Source organism: Flavobacterium sp. CFS9, assembly GCF_041154745.1.
GTDB lineage: Bacteria > Bacteroidota > Bacteroidia > Flavobacteriales > Flavobacteriaceae > Flavobacterium.
In genome coordinates this window covers 2,712,576-2,731,803 of sequence record NZ_AP031573.1, presented here as the reverse complement: position 1 = coordinate 2,731,803, position 19,228 = coordinate 2,712,576, and the positions used below count along the sequence as shown (strand labels likewise).

At 35.3% G+C, this 19,228-nt stretch carries 15 protein-coding genes; 9 read left to right on the top strand and 6 right to left on the bottom strand.

Annotated elements, in window-relative coordinates:
* Window positions 1-147: 147 nt before the first annotated feature.
* Window positions 148-2,754: a DNA mismatch repair protein MutS gene (mutS, locus tag ACAM30_RS11780; RefSeq protein WP_369614841.1), complete on the bottom strand. Its 2,607-nt coding sequence runs from the start codon at window positions 2,752-2,754 to the stop codon at window positions 148-150.
* 158 nt (window positions 2,755-2,912) lie between these two features.
* Between mutS and ACAM30_RS11775 the strand changes: the two genes are divergently transcribed.
* On the top strand, window positions 2,913-3,335 hold the full coding sequence (locus ACAM30_RS11775; RefSeq protein ID WP_369614840.1) for a DUF1573 domain-containing protein: 423 nt from the start codon (window positions 2,913-2,915) through the stop codon (window positions 3,333-3,335).
* Between the two features lie 76 nt (window positions 3,336-3,411).
* Window positions 3,412-3,948 (top strand): RNA methyltransferase, encoded by a 537-nt coding sequence (locus ACAM30_RS11770; protein ID WP_229999898.1) that lies wholly within the window; start codon window positions 3,412-3,414, stop codon window positions 3,946-3,948.
* A gap of 94 nt (window positions 3,949-4,042) precedes the next feature.
* Here the strand turns inward: ACAM30_RS11770 and folK are convergent, their stop codons facing one another.
* Together folK and ACAM30_RS11760 are read right to left on the bottom strand one after the other, a co-directional pair.
* Window positions 4,043-5,179, bottom strand: a complete 1,137-nt coding sequence (folK, locus tag ACAM30_RS11765; RefSeq protein WP_369614839.1) for a 2-amino-4-hydroxy-6-hydroxymethyldihydropteridine diphosphokinase — start codon at window positions 5,177-5,179, stop codon at window positions 4,043-4,045.
* 58 nt (window positions 5,180-5,237) lie between these two features.
* Window positions 5,238-6,425, bottom strand: a complete 1,188-nt coding sequence (locus ACAM30_RS11760; protein ID WP_369614838.1) for a carboxypeptidase-like regulatory domain-containing protein — start codon at window positions 6,423-6,425, stop codon at window positions 5,238-5,240.
* Window positions 6,426-6,629: 204 nt separating this feature from the next.
* Here ACAM30_RS11760 and sppA point away from each other — a divergent pair, with 204 nt between their 5' ends.
* From sppA to ACAM30_RS11745, 3 genes are all read left to right on the top strand, one after another.
* Window positions 6,630-8,387, top strand: a complete 1,758-nt coding sequence (gene sppA, locus ACAM30_RS11755; protein ID WP_369614837.1) for a signal peptide peptidase SppA — start codon at window positions 6,630-6,632, stop codon at window positions 8,385-8,387.
* A gap of 13 nt (window positions 8,388-8,400) precedes the next feature.
* Entirely contained in the window at window positions 8,401-9,348 is a 948-nt protein-coding gene (locus ACAM30_RS11750) for an alpha/beta hydrolase (RefSeq protein WP_369614836.1), read from the top strand.
* Between the two features lie 175 nt (window positions 9,349-9,523).
* A complete protein-coding gene (locus ACAM30_RS11745; protein WP_369614835.1) occupies window positions 9,524-12,118 on the top strand; it encodes an AsmA-like C-terminal region-containing protein in 2,595 nt (864 codons plus the stop codon).
* Between the two features lie 45 nt (window positions 12,119-12,163).
* Here ACAM30_RS11745 and ACAM30_RS11740 read toward each other — a convergent pair whose 3' ends face one another.
* Together ACAM30_RS11740 and ACAM30_RS11735 are read right to left on the bottom strand one after the other, a co-directional pair.
* Complete coding sequence (locus tag ACAM30_RS11740; protein ID WP_369614834.1) at window positions 12,164-13,243, bottom strand: glycosyltransferase family 9 protein; 1,080 nt, start codon at window positions 13,241-13,243, stop codon at window positions 12,164-12,166.
* A 242-nt stretch (window positions 13,244-13,485) separates the two neighbouring features.
* On the bottom strand, window positions 13,486-14,280 hold the full coding sequence (locus ACAM30_RS11735; RefSeq protein ID WP_369614833.1) for a DUF2797 domain-containing protein: 795 nt from the start codon (window positions 14,278-14,280) through the stop codon (window positions 13,486-13,488).
* 249 nt (window positions 14,281-14,529) lie between these two features.
* On the opposite strand from ACAM30_RS11735, the gene ACAM30_RS11730 reads away from it, so the two are divergent.
* From ACAM30_RS11730 to ACAM30_RS11715, 4 genes are read left to right on the top strand one after another with little or no spacing between them, the layout of a single operon-like run.
* Complete coding sequence (locus ACAM30_RS11730) at window positions 14,530-16,038, top strand: GH3 auxin-responsive promoter family protein (RefSeq protein WP_249967040.1); 1,509 nt, start codon at window positions 14,530-14,532, stop codon at window positions 16,036-16,038.
* A gap of 39 nt (window positions 16,039-16,077) precedes the next feature.
* A complete protein-coding gene (locus ACAM30_RS11725; protein ID WP_369614832.1) occupies window positions 16,078-16,683 on the top strand; it encodes a hypothetical protein in 606 nt (201 codons plus the stop codon).
* Window positions 16,680-17,270 (top strand): Zn-dependent protease, encoded by a 591-nt coding sequence (locus tag ACAM30_RS11720; protein WP_369614831.1) that lies wholly within the window; start codon window positions 16,680-16,682, stop codon window positions 17,268-17,270. Before ACAM30_RS11725 ends, ACAM30_RS11720 begins: the two co-directional genes overlap by 4 nt.
* Before the next feature lie 42 nt (window positions 17,271-17,312).
* Complete coding sequence (locus ACAM30_RS11715) at window positions 17,313-17,564, top strand: redox-active disulfide protein 2 (RefSeq protein ID WP_369614830.1); 252 nt, start codon at window positions 17,313-17,315, stop codon at window positions 17,562-17,564.
* A 225-nt stretch (window positions 17,565-17,789) separates the two neighbouring features.
* Here the strand turns inward: ACAM30_RS11715 and serB are convergent, their stop codons facing one another.
* Entirely contained in the window at window positions 17,790-19,019 is a 1,230-nt protein-coding gene (serB, locus tag ACAM30_RS11710; RefSeq protein ID WP_369614829.1) for a phosphoserine phosphatase SerB, read from the bottom strand.
* Window positions 19,020-19,228: the final 209 nt, after the last annotated feature.

Below are 19,228 nucleotides of genomic sequence, written 5' to 3'. Positions count from 1 at the left end.
CAAATTCTAATTAAGAACTGCAACACCTGATTTGTTTCGTATTGCGAGTGCAAATTTAGGACATTTATTCAATTACACAAGCGTTTTTTGAAAAAAAAATCCACTTATTTTATAACTTTCTGATAACCTAAACTTTAAATATGAAATTTATTTTCGTACCAACATTCTTTTAATCTCATTGAGTTTCATCAACGCTTCAACGGGTGTGATTGCATTAATATCAAGCCCCAGAATTTCTTCTTTTATCTCTTCCAGCAAAGGATCGTCTAAATTAAAGAAACTCATCTGCATTTCATCATTTTCAGACTTTACACCATTTAACGCTTCACTTGAGTGATTTTTTTCGAGTTTTTTCAACATCTTTTGCGCTTTCAAAATTACAATCTGAGGCATTCCGGCCATTTTTGCGACATGAATTCCAAAACTATGAGCACTTCCTCCTTTTACCAGTTTACGAATGAAAAGTACATTGTCTTTTAACTCTTTTACCGCAACATTATAATTTTGAATTCTGGACAACGATTCTGTCATTTCATTCAATTCATGATAATGCGTTGCAAACAAAGTCTTAGGTCTTCCCGGATGTTCGTGTAAAAATTCGGCAATCGCCCAGGCAATCGAAATCCCATCATACGTACTGGTCCCTCTTCCAATTTCATCCAGAAGCACTAAACTTCGATCTGAGATGTTATTCAGAATAGAAGCTGTTTCATTCATCTCCACCATAAAAGTTGATTCTCCCATCGAAATATTATCCGATGCTCCTACTCTGGTAAAAATCTTATCTACAATTCCCATTCTTACACTATCAGCAGGAACAAAACTTCCCATTTGAGCCAACAGTACAATTAAAGCCGTTTGTCTCAAAATAGCAGACTTACCGGACATGTTAGGCCCCGTAATCATGATCAGCTGCTGCGTCTCTCTGTCCAAATAAACATCATTAGCAATATAAGGCGTTCCGACCGGTAATTGTTTCTCAATAACGGGATGACGTCCGTTTTTGATATCCAATTCAAAAGTTTCATCAATCTCCGGACACACATATTGATTCTCTATAGCCAATTGTGTAAACGAACACAAACAATCCAGCTGCGCCACCAAATTAGCATTCATTTGCACTGGCTTAATATAAGTTCCAATCCAAATCACCAATTGCTCAAAAAGCTCTGCTTCTATTTTATAAATCTTCTCTTCTGCTCCCAGAATTTTAGTTTCATATTCTTTTAATTCCTCGGTAATATAACGTTCCGCGCTGACCAGTGTCTGCTTGCGAATCCACTCTTCAGGAACTTTATCTTTGTGTGTGTTTCTAACTTCAATATAATAACCAAAAACATTATTAAACGAAATCTTAAGCGAAGAGATTCCGGTACGCTCTGATTCTCTTTTTTCAATTCCCTCCAAATATTCTTTTCCGGAAGTAGAAATAGCACGTAAGTCATCCAGTTCTTCACTGATTCCTTTTGCAATAACATTTCCTTTCGCCACCGCAACAGGCGCATCCTGATTTAAAGTATTTTTAATTTTTTCCCTTAACAAATCACAGGCATGCAGACTATCTCCAATCACCTTCACCGCTTCCTGCGGACTTTCGAGTGCCAGGGTTTTAATTGGAATAATCGCATCCAAAGATTCTTTCAAATACACAATCTCACGCGGCGAAACTTTTCCTGTAGCAATTTTAGAAATCAAACGCTCTAAATCTGAGATTTGTTTGATTTGATATTGAATACTCTGTAAAACTTCCGAATTGGCTTTTAAATAAGAAACTACCTCATGACGGCTTTTTATTCTACCACTGTCCTTCAAAGGCAAAGCTAGCCAGCGCTTCAGTAAACGCCCACCCATTGGCGAAAGCGTTCTGTCAATCACATCCAAAAGAGTTACCGCATTTGGATTATAACTGTGATACAATTCTAGGTTTCTGATGGTAAAACGATCCATCCAGACATAAGCATCTTCGGCAATACGCTGAATCGCCGTAATGTGCTGTACACGATTGTGCTGCGTTTCCGACAGGTAGTACAAAATTGCCCCGGAAGCAATAATTCCTTCTTTTAATTCTTCTACTCCAAAACCTTTTAAAGAAACCGTCTGAAAATGTTTCGTTAGCGTTTCCAGAGCATAATCTTCCTTATAAATCCAGTCTTCTAAATAAAAACTATGAAAATCATCTCCAAAAGCATCTTTAAAATCGCTTTTATTCTGTTTCGGAACCAAAACCTCACTCGGGTTGAAGTTTTGCAGCAATTTGTCGATGTACTCTGCATTTCCCTGAGCCGTTAAAAACTCTCCTGTAGAAACATCCAGAAAGGAAACTCCGATATTCTTGTTAGCGAAATAAACTGATGCTAAAAAGTTATTTGATTTGGACTGTAAAACTTCGTCGTTCAGAGAAACTCCGGGAGTTACCAGTTCAGTTACGCCTCGTTTCACAATAGTTTTAGTCATTTTTGGATCCTCTAACTGATCACAGATCGCTACACGAAGTCCGGCTTTGACTAATTTTGGTAAATACGTATTGACAGAATGATGTGGAAAACCAGCCAAAGCAGTTTCTGTATCAGAACCCGCGCCTCTTTTGGTTAATGTTATTCCCAGAATTTTTGAGGCTCTAATAGCATCTTCTCCAAAGGTTTCATAAAAGTCTCCTACTCTAAAAAGCAAACAGGCATCAGGATATTTTCTCTTGATTTCATTGTATTGTTTCATTAAAGGTGTCTCTTTAACCACTTTCTCTTTCGCTGCCAAATTATTGTATTTTAAATGAAAAAATTAAGACAGCGAATTTATGACATTTTGAAGGAATATCGAAGTGGTACAAAAATTAAAATATTTTAAGCTTTTTTTAAGCTGAGATATAAGAATTTTACCTAGATTTGTCTTAATTAAAAAAGACTCTAAAAAAGATGAAAAAAATAATTTTAATCGCTATGTTAGCTGTAGTTGGAATTACAGCTTCTAATGCTCAAAGCACTAAAAAAGGTAAAATTGCCAAAGTTGAAGGTGCAGGGATGGCTTTCGAAACAGAAACCATTGATTATGGAACTATTGCTCATAATGCAGATGGGAAACGTGAGTTTGTTTTTGTAAACAATGGAACTAAACCTCTTATCATCACAAACACAACAGGATCTTGTGGTTGTACAGTACCAACAACTCCAAAAGAGCCAATCGCTCCGGGTGCAAAAGGTATTATTGGTGTAAAATATGCTACTGACAGAGTTGGTGCTTTTACAAAAACTGTAACTGTAACTTCTAATGCTGAAGGACAACCAACAAAAGTGCTTACTATTAAAGGTATTGTTTTACCAGATCCGGTAAAAAGCTAATCTGAAAAGTAAAATAGAATAATTCAAAAAGCTTCCTTAACTTTGGAAGCTTTTTTTATGACCTGAATACAAACCTATGAGAAAACTTGAAAATAGCGAACTGGACCGTAAATCGATTGAAGATTTTAAAAAATCAGATAAAACTCCTTTAATTTTAGTCTTAGATGATATTCGCAGTCTGCATAATATTGGATCTGTGTTCAGGACTGCTGATGCTTTTTTAATTGAAAAAATAATACTGTGCGGTATTACTGCCACTCCTCCCAATAAGGAAATTCACAAAACGGCTCTTGGTGCTACCGAAACTGTTGCCTGGGAACATCATGAAAATGTATTGGAGGTAATCGAAAATCTAAAAAAAGAAAATATCCTGACACTTGCCATCGAACAAGTTGAAAGTTCTATTTTTCTTCAGGATTTTAAAACTGAAAAAAATCAGAAATATGCATTAGTTTTTGGTAATGAAGTTTATGGGGTTGCTCAGGAAGCAGTTGCTCTTTGTGACGGTTGTATCGAAATTCCGCAATTAGGTACCAAACACTCTTTAAATATTGCCGTAAGCGCCGGAATTGTTGTCTGGGATTTATTTCAGAAACTAAACTGGCCGAAATAATGTAGCAATGAGTCAATGAGAGAATATGATAATTAGATAATTGTTTTAGAAGAGTGAGTATAATTATTATCTAATTGACACATTATCCAATTATCTAATTAAAAATCTTCTTCTGGATTTCTTCCAAAATAAAAAGATAGTCTTTATGATTTTTTACGAAATCACGATCAGAAACATCAATAATCAAGACATTTAAATCAGTTTGAGATTTGATGTATTCTAAATAGCCATTATTGATCTTATCAAGATAACCTGCCTCAATATTCTGTTCGTAGTTGCGTCCGCGTTTCTTGATGTTTTGCAGCAGTCTTTCTGAATTCTGATACAAATAAACATACAAATCAGGTTTTGGCATCTCTTTGTAGATAATATCAAACAAGTTTCGATACAATCGATACTCATCTTCGGCAAGGGTAATTTTAGCAAAAATCAGAGATTTAAAGATGTGATAATCGGCCACAATAAAATCTTTGAACAAATCAAATTGCGCCAGATCATCTGATAACTGCTGATAACGGTCTGCCAGAAAAGACATTTCTAATGGAAAAGCGTACCTATTCTGATCTTTATAAAATTTTGGCAAAAAAGGATTGTCGGCAAAACGCTCTAAAACCATTTTTGCATTAAAATCCTCCGCTATTTTTTGCACCAAAGTGGTTTTCCCTGCCCCGATATTTCCTTCGAAAGCAATGTAGTTGAAGTTCTCCAGAGCAATTTCCCGTATAGGATTTTTCAGTTCCTGAACCACTTCACAAACACTATCGTCAGGCGAGATTGCAATTAATTCAGTAATCGTTTTTTGAAAAACAGGATGTTTCCAGTGTAAATCTAAATCCTGCATCGGAAGCAGCACAAACTTTCTGTTTTGCATTAAAGGATGTGGGATCTGTAATTTTTCAGACTTGATAATTTCATCATCGTAAGTAATCAGATCAATATCGATAATTCGGGACTGATACCCTTGTTCATCAGATCTGATTCGGCCTAATTTTTTTTCTACTTTCAGCACCTGACTTAATACTTTTTGCGCCGATAAATAGGTATGCATAACCAATGCACAATTATAAAAAGCATCACTTTCAAACCCCCAGGCAGGAGTTTCATACAGCTTTGAAACCCTGATTACAGTCCCCACTTCTTTATGTATCAAATCGATACACGTTTCGATGTTTGTTAACCTGTTTCCCTGATTGCTGCCTATTGATAAAACGATTTGATGCTGTGACTTCATAATTAATGCAAATTAACTAAAACTATTTTAGAATTAACTACATTATTTGATTCAAGAATTAGAAGTTTCCAACTATTTCAAACTCTTTCTTGTTCTCTTTGTTTTCTGAAACCTTCTTCAAAAATGCGTTTAAATCGCTTGTTAAAGGTAGTTGGTTCTGACTTTTCCAAAATTGTTCCGAGTAAGGAAATTTCACTTTAAAAATATCCTTATTCATCGATAAATTCGACTTTGCTTTTTCGGTAATAAAACTATTGGTTACAAAAAAATTGGTGCTGTAATCATAAAGAGCTTTTACATTTTTCTCACTTACAAGCAATTCTACCCTAACATCCGATTTTGCATTATTCAAATAATACTTGTTCGTGCTGGCACTCTTCTTATAATTTGAAGTGGTTTTAAAACTAGTAGTTCGATATTCTACTTTGTCCTTTTTTTGAAATGGTACTTTTTCTCCATTATCATAAAGATCGAAATAGGTTTCTACAATAGCATAGTCATTCTTATTAATTATAAAATAGCCACTGGTTTTTTGTTCAATTGCATTAACTGCTTTTTTGATAAAACTAATTTTAAAAAAATCGCCTGCTACATTTTTTTCCTTAGTAAGTTCGAAATCTTCCATTTTGATAGAGATCATAGCACTTATATCAAATAATTTTTCGAAGCTCTGAAATTCAAAATATACAAAATCCTCCTTGTCCTTAATCCCAACTTTCCTCATATTCAAAATCTCAACTTCACATTTATTGTCGGGTTGCGTTTTGGTTTTAAAAATGCTTTTTCTGGATACTTTACCATAAATATCCTGCAATCTTTCCAATTCTTCATTTCGCTTGAGGACACATCGCAAAAAGAAGTTCTCATTATAAGGTTCGAATATATAATTCTCTTTCATTTTGGCATATACTTTTTTCATTATAGCCATTTCTTCTCCCACCACTACTTCATCCAGTTCAATTGTTTTGCTTTGCAAAAAGATCGTATCCCGTTTGTTTATTTCCTCAAAACTGAGTTTCAGATTTTCATATCCAATCAAACTAAAATTCAATTCATCCTGATCGGAAATAAAAGAAAAAACACCTTCCTCATTCGTTAGTGAATTGTCCTTTTGATTGTAAATGTTTACTTTTTCCAGAGGAAGTTTTGTCAGTTTATCGACTACCACTTTTTTAGTTTGTATTTTTTGAGCCCCGGCATAAAAGCCAAAGAAAAAAAGACTCCACAGAATTATTTTATCTTTCATATTTAAGCATTTGGTTTCCTCAAATATAAAATATTCCAAACTCAAACTATATTTATCTTACAAAATACCTTACCTTTAATTCAATGCGTTAAAAATGCAGAAACCACAACCATTTCATCCAATTTGCTATTCGAATTAATTTGTTTTTAGATTACTTTTGTAACAAACCAACCTTTTTCGATACTTATTAAAAAAAATATACTTATGAAGTTTTTAGGAAATGTAATTGCCACTGTTATTGGTATTTTTGTATTTATTATCCTCTTCTTTTTTGGGGTCATTCTTATTGGAGCAATTTTTGGAGGAGACGACGCTGTTTCTGTCAAAAGTGATTCTGTTATAGAATTAAATTTAAAACAAATTCAAAACGATTATGCCGGAAAATACAAAGACCCGTGGGTAACTGTTTTCTCGGATAAAAAAGGCATCGGCTTAACAGATGTAATCAATGCGATTGAAGCAGCGAAAACAGATGACAACATTAAAGGAATCTCTATTTTAAATGACGAATCTTCTTTAGGTCTGGCACAATACAAAGATTTGAGAAATGCGCTTGAAAGCTTCAAAAAATCAGGAAAGTTTGTTTGGGCTTATGCCAATACGTACTCGCAAAAAGAATATTATCTAAATTCTGTAGCCAATACTATTTATTTGAATCCTGCCGGTGATTTAGACTTTAAAGGTCTTTCGTCTGAGGTGATGTTTTTCAAAGATTTTCAGGAAAAATCAGGCATTCACATGGAAGTAATTCGTCATGGAAAATACAAAAGTGCTGTTGAACCTTTTCTGGAAAATAAAATGAGTGATGCTAACAGAGAGCAGGTAACCGCTCTTTTAAACTCAATCTGGACTACGGTTACGACTGATATTTCAAAAAGCAGAAATATTCCGTTGGCGAAACTAAATGAAATTGCTAATGGATTACTGGCCAGAACTCCGGAAATGGCAAAAGCACAAAAACTGGTGGATGTTATTGCTTATGAAGATGTTTACCATAACGCGATCAAAAAAGCATTAAAAGTAACGGGAGACGATGATTACAATAAAATCTCGATTCTGGATTATACCCAAAATAACATTACAACTGCCTTGACCAATACGGCTACTGACCAAATTGCTATTATTTATGCACAAGGTGAAATACAAGGCGGCGAAGGAGATGTTAACGTAATTGGGGAAGGTTCTATGCGACGTTCTTTACAGGAGGCCCGCAAAAATGAAGACGTAAAAGCAATTGTTCTGAGAATAGACAGTCCGGGAGGAAGTGCTTTGACTTCTGACCTGATCTGGAGAGAAATCGAGATAACTAAAAAAGTAAAACCGGTTGTGGTTTCTATGGGGAATTATGCCGCATCAGGCGGTTACTACATTGCCTGCAACGCTAACAAAATTTTTGCAGAAAGCAATACGATTACGGGTTCTATAGGTGTTTTTGGAGTGCTGCCTAACTTTACTCCTTTAGCTCACAAATTAGGCATCAATACAGAGCAGGTAAAAACACATGAAAATTCTGCAAATTACAGTCCGTTTGTACCTGTTGATGAGAAATTTAAAGCCTTTACTTTAGAAGGAGTAGAACATATTTACAAAACCTTTGTAACGCACGTTGCGGAAGGCCGAAAAATGACTTTTGCTCAGGTAGATTCGATCGCACAAGGAAGAGTCTGGTCAGGAAGTGAAGCTTTAAAAATTGGATTAGTAGATCAGATTGGAGGTTTGAATGATGCTATTGCTAAAGCGGCAAAAATTGCAAAAATCAAAACCTACAGTACACAAAACTACCCTGAATACGAAAAAACATTCAACGACCTTATTTCTACGCTGCCTTTTGCTCAATCAAAAGAAGCCTTTATCAAGGAAGAAATTGGAGAAGAAAATTATATGCTTATCGAGCAGGTAAAAAGACTTCAAAAACAAAAAGGAGTTCAGGCCATGCTTCCATTCGGAATAAACATTAAATAGTTTCCTTTTGAAAATGAAGAATTTATTTATCCTCATTGCTATTCTGTTTCTGAGTTTTGTACATGCTCAAAATAAAACGGACGCTGCTTTTACAGAAACTCCCATTGTTTTAAAAATCAACATCGATCAGCTTTTTGGCACGCTGACCACTCCGAATTTAGAAAAAAGATGCCCGGTAGCTTTGCTTATTTCAGGTTCGGGGCCCACGGATCGCAACGGAAATAATCCGATGATGAAAAACAATTCTCTGAAAATGCTGGCGGAAGCACTGGCAAAAAACGGAATTGCATCATTGCGCTACGACAAAAGAGGAATTGCAGAAAGTAAACCGGCCGCTATCTCGGAACAAACTCTGGTATTTGAGAATTACACCGAAGATGCCAAAAGCTGGATCAATCTGTTAAAGCAAGACAATCGCTTCTCTGAAGTAGTTGTAATTGGCCACAGCGAAGGTTCTCTGATCGGAATGATTGCGGGAACAAAAGCCAATAAGTTTATCTCGATCGCAGGTGCGGGAGAATCTGCCGACCAATTGATCAAATCGCAAATTGCTTCTAAATCAAACAAACAAGTAGAGGAATTAACCTTCCCGATTATTGACAGTCTGAAAAGCGGATTTACGGTAAAGAAAGTAGATCCGATGCTTAATGCTCTTTTCAGACCCAGCATTCAGCCGTATTTAATTTCCTGGTTCAAATACAATCCGCAAAACGAAATCAAAAAACTAAACATCCCTATCTTGATCGTTCAGGGAAATAAGGATTTGCAAGTGACTGTAAAAGATGCAGAGCTCTTATCAAAGGCCAATAAAAATGCTGAACTTCTGATCGTTGATAAAATGAATCATATCATGAAAATCATCGACGGAGATCATCAGGCCAATCTGGAAAGTTATAAAAATGAAAGTCTGCCTGTCTCCGAAATCATGACCAATAAGATTATTTCTTTCATTAAAAAATAATCAGCAATCATAAAAACCTTAAAAATCCGTTTGAACTTATATTCAGGCGGATTTTTTTTTTGAAACAAACCGAAGTATATTCTTAGGTTTAACAAAAACTTTATTTATGAACTCCATCAAAAAAAACTATTTTTGCAGCAATCAGTTAGCAATTTAACCCCTCAAATTTATTTATATGGTAAAGAAAATTTTAAAAATAACAGCCATAGTTCTTGTGGTCCTTGTAGCGGCCTTATTTGCCATTCCATACTTTTTTAAAGATCAAATAAAAGCCAAAATTTCAGAAGCCATCAACAAAAGTGTTGATGCCAAGGTAAGCTTTACAGATGCCGATTTAAGTTTGTTTAGAAACTTTCCGAATGCCACTGTGGGAATCGAAAAACTGGTGATCATCAACAAAGCTCCATTTGAAGGAGATACTTTGGTTTCATTAGGTGAACTGAATTTAAAAATGAGCATTAAGGAACTTTTCAAAGGAAAAGAAGAACCTTTAAACATACAGGGAATCAGCTCTACAAATGGTCTGGTGAATATTATTTTCAACAAAGACGGTGTTGGTAATTTTGATATTGCCCTAAAAGACAAAGAAAAGGACGTGAAAGACGACAAAAGCAAACCGCTTTCGCTGAAGATTCAAAATTATAAAATCGAAAATTTCACTTTCAGATACATCGATCAGGGGTCTAAAATAAAAATGGTAATTGACAGTTTGCACCATGAAGGAACGGGCGATTTTACCAATTCAAAATTAGATTTAACAACAAAATCTGTTGCTAATGTTTCTTTGGATATGGATAAGATCAATTACATGAAAAATGTAAAACTGACTTTAGACGCTGTATTAGGAATTGACCTTGAAAAAAGCAAATATACCTTTAAGGAAAATAAAGCTTTAATCAATCAATTGCCTTTAGAATTTGACGGATTTATTCAGATGGTGGATGCCGGACAAATTTATGATCTGAAGTTTAAGACGCCTACTTCCTCCTTTACGAATTTCTTAGGACTTATTCCTTCTGCTTATGCTTCAAGTCTGGACGGTGTAAAAACCACAGGAGACTTTACGGTAGCCGGTTTTGCTAAAGGTGAATTAACTGAGACTACTGTACCTAAGTTTAATGTGGCGATTGCTTCCAATAATGCTTCGTTTCAATATCCGAACCTCCCAAAATCGGTTCAGAATATTGTAATTGACACTAAAATTATCAACGAAACGGGAATACTGAATGATACCTACGTTAATCTGGACAAACTTTCTTTCCGAATTGATCAGGATGTTTTTAACGCGAAAGCTAATATCAAAAACATCACGCAAAATCCTATGGTGAATGCCGCTTTGAAAGGAACCATCAATCTGGCGAATCTTTCTAAGGCTTATCCAATTAAAATGGACAAACCTCTTGCCGGTATTTTAAAAGCAGATGTGACTACACAATTTGATATGGCATCTGTTGAAAAAAGTCAATACCAAAATATCAAAAATGCCGGAACTATGAGTCTGTCCGGATTTAAATATACGGACGAAAACAATAAGTCGATGAACATCAGTACGGCATTGGTAGAGTTTAATCCGAGTACCATAAACCTGAAAAAATTTGATGCTACAACCGGAAAAAGTGATTTAAGCATTAACGGAGTACTGGAAAATTTCTATGGTTTCATGTTCAAAAAGCAAGAGTTAAGAGGAAACTTCAACATGAGTTCAAATCAATTGGCAGTGGATGATTTTATGACTTCAGGGACTCCTGCTACAGAAAAAGCAGCCGCAAAACCTACTGAAGCGATGAAGATCCCGGCGTTTTTAAATTGTACTTTAAATGCTAAAGCTACAACGGTTTTATACGACAATCTGAAACTAAAAGACGTTTCGGGCCGATTAATCGTTAAGGACGAAAAAGCTACTTTAGAAAACTTTAAAACTTCTATTTTTGGAGGAACAATTGGCCTTAACGGAGCTGTTTCTACCAAAGCAAAAGTGCCGACTTTTGATATGAATTTAGGCTTTAATCAGGTGGATATTGCGCAGACTTTTACGCAATTGGACATGATGAAAAAAATTGCTCCTTTGGCAGGAATCATCAACGGAAAATTAAATTCGACCATAAAATTAAACGGAAACTTAGACGATAAAGAATTGACTCCGGATCTAAAATCAATCTCGGGAGATCTTTTAGGGCAGCTGCTTTCAACTACTGTAAATTCTAAAAATTCAACGGTTATCAATGCCTTAACTTCTAATCTGAAGTTTATTGATCCTAATAAAATAAATCTGAATGATATTAAAGCGGCTCTAACATTTGATAACGGAAAAGTGAGCGTAAAACCATTTGACATCAAATATCAGGACATTAAAATTACAATTGGCGGAACTCACGGTTTCGATCAAACGATGAACTATAATTTAAAATTAGATGTTCCGGCAAAATATTTAGGAAATGAAGCCAATGCCTTCCTGGCTAAAATGTCTCCGGCAGATGCTGCAAAACTGCAAAACATTCCAATAAATGCTGTGCTTACCGGTAATTTTTCGCATCCAAAAGTATCGACTGATATGAAAAGCGCCGTGACCAGTCTGGCTGCACAGGTTGCAAATCAGCAAAGAGACAAACTGACTCAAAAAGGAACTTCAGCTCTTAATGATTTTATCAATAAAAACACAAAAGCTAAAGATACCACCAAAGCTGCTGCTACCGAAAAAGAGCAGAAAACTCAAGAGGTTACGAAAAAAGCCAGTGACTTAATCAATGGCTTGTTTAAGAAGAAAAACTAAACAAAAAAAGGCATCCATGGATGCCTTTTTTTGTTTTCATATGGTTTAAATTGCCTGCCTTATACTATTAATTTTTCCGTTATTCAGGATCGAATTTATAATTTTTGAGTAATCCTTTTTAGTGTATAAATTAACATCTACTCCGATGCTGCAATTGTCGTAAGGCTCGTATTTTTTAAGGTTTGAGACTGAAAAAAGCCCAATAGTAGGGGTCTGAACGGCACTGGCTAAATGCATAATCCCGCTATCAGCTCCAATAAACAAATCGGTATTGGCAATTACAGCCCCTATTTCGCGAATATCTTTGCTGTAAAATGCAGGTGCCTGAAATGCGATTTGCGAAACATTTTCTACAGGCAGAATCTCAATAATATTATACTCTGTATATTCCTCTTTAAGTTGCCTGTAAAAGTTCTCCCACCACTCTTCCGACAAGCATTTTGCTCCCGTCGCATACGTAAAAATACAGATGGTTCTTTTAGAATTAGGTACTAAGTCATTTAAAATTTTCTTTCCGTTAGCAATTTCAGAAGAAGATAGTTTAAGGTCAATCGGGGCTATTATTTTATTGCTTTTTGCTAATCCAAGTTTCGTTAAATAATTTCGGAAGTTATAAACGGGATATTTTGCAATATGATCGTAGTCTTTTTTTAGAAGTTGAGATTCATCATTTAAATCTCCGTAAAATTTGTACTTAGCATTAGAGAACTGGACTGCTAAACGTCCTGAAGAAGAGTTTTGATCTACGTTGATCGCCACATCATATTTTTGTGTTTTTATTGAAATCCAGACATTCAGATATTCCAATAAGCTTTTGAACGGTTTTTTAGGCAAACCAATTACCTTATTGATGTTTTGATAATTTCCAAAAATCACCAGAGCTAAAGCTCCCTTAACAAACAAATCGACTTTACAATTTGGAAACATATCGTTGACTTCCTGAACCAGCGGCGTAACCAATAATAAGTTTCCGAGTCTGGCATTTGGTCTGCAAATTAGAACCCGCCTGATTTCAGTTTTATCTACTAAAACAATATGCTGCTCAGATCTTGGCTTTCCAATGTTCTTAGTGAGACGGTGCATTACGCTGCGCCTGACCACATTTATTCGTTTTAAAACACTCATCTTTATAATTCATTAATTGATTAAAATATATGTCTTTGGAAATCCAAAAAAACTTTCATTTCGCTTTTTGCTAAACTAGGCTCTCTTTAGACTTAAAATTAAAATCTTCTAATAAATAATTATTATAAAATTGTAACCAAATGTTTCAACATTCAGATTACAATTTTACTAAAACCAGTGTTACAAATACACTAAAACACTAACCAACAACATATTGGAATGCATTTATTTTTAGTAAAATATTAAACCGCTATACTAACCACATAACCCTCCGAACCTCTTACATTAAAAACGGTTCCATTCTCAAAGATTAAATATTGTCCTTTGATTCCGGTCAATTTTCCCTGAAATGACGGAGTTTTATCCAGATTCAGGCTGGTTACTTTAGTCGGATAATTTAAAACGGGATACTGCAGTTCGTACAGATCATTTTTTTGGGTATAAAAATATTCCTGTACTTCTGCCGGAATCAAACTTTCCACTTTTGCTTTTTCAGTCAGCAGGTCGAAATTTTCACCTGTATTTTGAAGCATCTTTCTCCAGTTTGTTTTGTCGGTATAGTGGTCTTTTAATGCCACCTCTGTAATTCCGGCTAAATATCGGTTTGGAACCTCAACGATCGCAATAGCCTGGGTAGCTCCTTGGTCGATCCAACGCGTTGGAACCTGAGTTTTACGGGTTACCCCAACTTTTACTTCACTTGCCAAAGCCAGATATACAATATGAGGTTGAAGCTGTACTTTTTGTTCGTACTCCAAATCACGGTCTGCAATTCCTAAATGTGCAGTACTAAGTTCTGGCCGCATAATCCAATCCCCAACAGCAGGGCTTGAGTAAAAACACTCATAACAGAATCCCTGGCGGTAAATCTTTTTCTTCTTATGACAATTCAGACATTCAAATCCAACGAAATTAATTTCGATCTCTTTGTTCAGTAATTGATTCATGTTTAAAAAACTGTCTTCAAACACCAAATAATACTGAATTGGAGCTCCCATTTCAGTTTGCATTTTTGTAAGTACGCCTTGATATGTCATTAGAATTTAGATTGCGGATTGTATATTTTAGATTTGTCGGTCTGAATTCTGAATTTTAAGAGTTAAAATTCGGCCGAACCGGAATGTTTAATAAAAATAGCATGTTATTTTTTACAAAAAAACACTATTTTTGATACAACGGCAAAGTTACTATTTGTCTTTCGATATTCAAATTTTAAGGTTCCTGATTTTACGCGAATTGTAAAATCTAAAATCTACAATCAGCAATCTAAAATATAAATTTCACCCATGCCCTTATCAATAATCAACTCTTTCGCTTCGTGGGTCCTAAAACAAAGGATACATCAGATAGAACTTTTTCTAAAATATCCGAATGAAGTTCAGGAGGAGCTGTTGCACAATTTACTGACCGCTTCAGAAAATACTATTATAGGGAAACAGTATGATTTTGAATCGATTAATTCTTATCAGACTTTTGCTGAAAGGGTACCGATTGCTACTTATGAGGAGCTTCAGCCATTGATTGAACGTACGCGTCAGGGGGAACAGAATGTATTTTGGGAAACGCCAATAAAATGGTTTGCTAAATCAAGCGGAACTACGAATGCTAAAAGTAAATTCATTCCTGTGAGTAATGAAGCTTTAGAAGATTGTCATTATAAAGGAAGTAAAGATTTACTTTGTCTGTACCTCAACAACAATGAGGATTCGGAATTGTTCCTTGGGAAAAGTCTCCGTCTGGGCGGAAGTTCTCAAATCTACGAGAACAATAATACGTTCTTTGGCGACTTATCGGCTATTCTGATTGAAAACATGCCGATCTGGGCTGAGTTTAGCAGTACTCCAAGCAGTAAAACTTCTTTGATGAGTGAATGGGAATCGAAAATTGCTGCGATTATAAATGAAACAAAAAACGAAAATGTAACCAGTTTTGCAGGCGTTCCGTCATGGATGCTGGTTTTAATGAATAAAGTTTTAGAAAATACAGGAAAAGAAAGTCTTCTTGATATCTGGCCTAATCTGGAAGTTTATTTCCACGGTGGAGTAAGTTTCTCTCCTTATAAAGAGCAATACAAAAATATTTTACCAAGCAAAGATTTCAGGTATTACGAAATATACAATGCTTCTGAAGGCTTTTTTGCTATTCAGGATTTAAACAATTCAAGTGATTTATTGCTGATGCTGGATTATGGCATTTTCTATGAATTCATATCGATGGATACGTTTGGAACTCCAAATCAAAAAGTAATTCGTCTGGCTGATGTTGAGTTAAACAAAAACTATGCGATTGTCATTACAACCAACTCCGGCTTATGGCGTTATTTGATTGGAGATACGGTTCGTTTTACATCTTTAAACCCTTACAGAATCAGGGTAACAGGTAGAACGAAACATCATATTAATGTGTTCGGCGAAGAATTAATGGTCGAAAATACCGATCAGGCGATTGCCAAAGCCTGTCAGCTTACTCATACTGAAGTGATCGACTACACCGTGGCTCCTATTTTCATGCAGGACAAGGAAAAAGGTGCTCACGAATGGATGATCGAATTCAAGAAAAAACCTGCCGATGTGGGGCTTTTCCAAAAAGTACTGGATGACACTTTGCAAACTCTAAATTCTGATTACGAAGCCAAACGTCACAATAATATGACTTTAAATCCTTTAGTGATTAATGTGGCACGTGAAAACTTATTCTACGACTGGTTAAAAGAACGCGATAAATTAGGCGGACAGCATAAAATCCCAAGACTTTCCAATCAAAGGGATTATTTGGAGCAGCTGAAAGAGATGTAGTTTTACAAAAACCTTAATCAAAAACCACGTTAATTTAGAATGAAATTAATAGAAAAAATCCAAAATTTAATTCCGTTAGGTTATCTTTTTCTAGTCATACTGGGAATTCTAAAAGAATGTGTTTTCTTTTTCCAACTGAAGATAAACATTCTGAAGTATTCAACCATTATGGATATTCTCATCAGTCCTGTTGCTGATTTAACCGCAAATCCAATTGTCTTATTAAGTTTAATTGTTTTCGCTGCTATTGTCATACTTGTTTTAAGTTTATGCTATAGTCATCGCAACAAAAACTGGGCAAAAAAAGTAATAGGAACAAATCTAAACGGGGAAAAATTCTCAGATGCTGAAATCAAAAACAAACTGAAACAAAAATTTTTAGTTTGCGTTGGAGCCGGATTACTAAGTTTTTTTATTGGTTTAGGAATTGGCGGAGGTTATAAAATTGCAGAGAAGATCAGAACAAATGAATTGAAATACAAACAAAAAATCACCTTTAACACAGGAGAAACTGAGGCAGTTTTTTTAATAGATGTTAATAGTGCTTATTACTTTTACCTGACTCCAAAAAATAATGCGATCAAAATTGCTCCTCTCGGATCTATTAAAAGTGTTGAATTAACAAACTTAGGATCGGCGAAATGAGAAATTACATTTTGATTTTAATATTTTTTTTCATCTCCTGTACCCAGAAACAGCATCCAAAAATAATTGTCCTTCAGCCTTTGGGGAGTTTCAAAACGGAGCAGGCAAAAGAGGTTTATCATAAAATACAAACGATTAACCCTAATGTTGTTTTAAGAGCCAACATTCCTTTTCCGGAAAGTGCATTTTACGAACCCCGAAACAGGTATCGAGCTGACAGTATTATTAAAACGATCAAAAACAATATTGGTACAGATTCTGTAATTATAGGTTTATCAAACCGTGACATTAGTGTGACCAAAGAAAAAACGAAAGACTGGGGAGTTATGGGACTAGGCTATCATCCTGGTAAATCCTGTGTGGTCTCTGACTTTAGATTAAGCAAACAAAATAAAAGCGCTCAATTTTACAAAGTGGTACTGCATGAATTGGGACATACCGAAGGACTACCTCATTGTGCTGTAAAAAACTGTTTAATGAGAGATGCAGAAGGAAAAAATCATCTGGATGAAGAAACTGATTTTTGTTTCAAATGCAAAAAACACTTAATTGGAAAAGGCTGGAAATTAAACAATCTTGCAAGCTGATAACTTGCAGTAAAAAATCAAATTAACCAAAACCATAATAAAATGAAAAACGAAAAGTTTAGCAAAATGACCACCGAAGAATTGCTTAAAAGCCAAAAAATGTCAAAATCAGCTACATATGCATTTGCTGTAATTTTAGCACTATTATTTATCGTGAACATCTATCTTGTTTTAAAGAAAGGATTTAGCGCTTCTCAGGTTGTTCCTATTGCTTTACTGCCTTTACTTATTTTAAATTTTAAGACTTTAAAAGACATTAAAGAGGAATTGAAATCCCGAGAAAGTCAAAAGTAATAATTCTAACAGAGGAATAGAAGTAGAAATCCTTTTTGTCCGCAGTGGCGGACAAAAAGATTACTTCGTCAGTTCGCTTCGCTTGTGCGGAACGGATAGCCCGACCCGCTTTTTCAGCGGGGCATGCTCATAGCTTCGACTTCGCTCAGCCTGACTAAAATGAGCGAAATCAAAGTTCTTTTTGACATTGAAAAGGGCTTCGACTTCGCTCAGCCCGACAATAATTTACATCATATCAATGTATCTGTCGTGGTATCCTAATAAATACAAAACTCCGTCAAGACCCAGACTTGAAATTGACGTTGCCGCATTTTCTTTTACTTTGGGTTTGGCATGAAAAGCAATTCCCAGACCTGCTAAATTGATCATTGGCAAATCATTGGCACCATCTCCAACCGCAATCGTTTGGTTAATGTGAATTCCTTCTTTGTCGGCGATTGCTTTTAGGTATTCGGCTTTCTTTTGACCGTCTACAATATCACCTATATATTTACCGGTAAGTTTACCGTCTTTTATCTCTAACTTATTGGCATGGACGTAATCGATACCCAATTCTTTTTGCAGATACTCTCCAAAATAGGTAAATCCTCCGGACAAAATTGCGGTTTTGTATCCGTAATATTTCAGGGCTTTCATTAAGCGATGCGCTCCTTTTGTAATGGGTAAATTAACCGCTACCTTCTGCAAAACATCTTCACTCAATCCTTCAAGCAATGCCATACGCTGTTTGAAACTTTCGTTGAAGTCAATCTCGCCATTCATTGCTGATTCTGTGATAGCTCTAACCTGATCTCCTACGCCGTTCAGCTCAGCCAGTTCGTCGATTACTTCGGTCTGAATTAAAGTAGAATCCATATCGAAGCAAACCAAACGTCTGTTTCGTCTATAAATATTGTCTTCCTGGAATGAAATATCAACATTTAACGTTCTGGAAATTTCCATAAAACTTGCTGTCATGTCAATTTTATTTACAATGTCTCCGGTCACGGATAATTGTATGCAGGAACGAGGATATTCTTCTAAATCCACAATAGAAGTTCTTCCTGTTAATCTTATAATAGAATCAATATTCAGATTTTGGGCTGACATTATTTTGGTTACGGCAGCCAATTGAGAAGCGGCCAGTTTTTCGCCCAAAATATTGATGATATAACGTTGTTTGGATTGTGATTTTACCCACTTTTCGTAATCGTCTATAGAAATTGGAATAAATTTTACTTTAATTGCCAATTCATAAGCTTTGAACAATAAATCTTTTAAAACGGGGCCAGAAGAGGAACCTGCCTGAATTTCGAATAAAATCCCCAGAGAAAGCGTATCATGAATATCGGCCTGACCAATATCTAAAATATTTGCATCGTAAGTTGCCAATACAGCGGTTAACCCTGCTGTCACTCCTATTTTATCATGTCCCGAAACCTTTAATAAAATAATCTCTTTATCTTCTGTAGCCATTTTATCTTTATTGATTTTATGAAGCGACAAAAATCGACAATCTAATATTGATAAAAAAGGATATTGATTGTTTTTTAAAAAGAAAAAGCACCTAATACTGTGCTTTTTGGAGTAATTTAACAATAATGTTCAGGGATTAAAATAACCTAACTTTTTCAATCTCTGGATTGTTTTTTTATCATAGATTTCAAGGATTAAAATGGTGAATC